This window comes from Paraburkholderia sp. SECH4 (assembly GCF_030511745.1).
In the GTDB taxonomy this organism is placed as follows: domain Bacteria; phylum Pseudomonadota; class Gammaproteobacteria; order Burkholderiales; family Burkholderiaceae; genus Paraburkholderia; species Paraburkholderia madseniana.
Window position 1 is genome coordinate 1 of sequence record NZ_JALOCP010000123.1, and the last position, 1,022, is coordinate 1,022.

General features: G+C 51.1%; 1 protein-coding gene. It reads right to left on the bottom strand.

Annotated elements, in window-relative coordinates:
- Positions 1 to 890 (bottom strand): hypothetical protein (locus M0D67_RS42020; RefSeq protein WP_266243693.1); only part of this gene is annotated, 890 nt, incomplete at its 3' end.
- Positions 891 to 1,022 lie beyond the last annotated feature (132 nt).

The following is a 1,022-nucleotide window of genomic DNA, read 5'->3' on the forward strand; positions in this document are numbered from 1 at the left end:
TTCAAGCCGAGCGTTGTGAGCGGCTGGCGCAAATCATGGCTTATCGCAGCGATAAGTTGGTTCTTCTCCGCCCTTGCCGCTTCGGCCCGCGATCGCGCCTCTTCGAGAATAACCTCTTTTATACATGCGTGCTTCTGATCGTAACAAAGAAACCATGCGATGAGACAATAGCCAATTAGTTGAGCCGTAAGCGACTCAAACAAAGTTGGCCGATTAGTTAACAGAATTCCTCCCACGCTAAATCCAAATGGGATAGTGCCGAGCACGAGTGAACCTAAAGTTGCACGAAGACTAGGTGCGAGCAGCAGCACAGTAAATACATGACACATCAGCGTCAGCTTTAGGAAGAAAGTCCTGTGAAAAATAATATGAGTATCACCATGGTAGGCCCAGAAAATGGGTGGCTCTATCCCAAAGCTACCGGCCGCCCACCACAACGATGTCAGTATGACCAATCCAGCCCATGCCCAGTGCATCTGCTCGACCGCGATGACGCCCGCGTGCTTTGGAAGCGCCATGGTCCTTTTCAGTAAATATATTGCCATGGGAGCGGCCATCCCCCACAGTCCGAAGATCCAGACCACACGGAACAAAAGATAAATATCCGACGTCTTGATCCAATTTCCAAGTACGAACACGAACAGGCTTACGAACAGCATCAACGCCATCCAATACACCGCTCGACGCGACAGTGATTCCAATAAATCGCGTTTGACAAGGAGATTCTGCTCGGCACTGAGTGCCGCAACCGGTCCCCGAACAAGATTCGCAAATTCACCGAATCTGCGGCGACCGACATTCTGAGCTGTTTCACTTGCGCTCAGTGATATCCTAGCCCCGGGCTTTTCGTCCACATCAGAATCACGTCGTGTTTGAGTACTGGACGCCATAGAAGGCCTCCTCGGAGGGGCACTTTCAGCATACGCCCCTTTGTGCTAGTTACGTTCCACCGCCATCACCTTCACCTGCCTTCGGTCGATATTTTGGGCTTATGTTTTGCCAGCAAGGTCAATAAGGTCTGT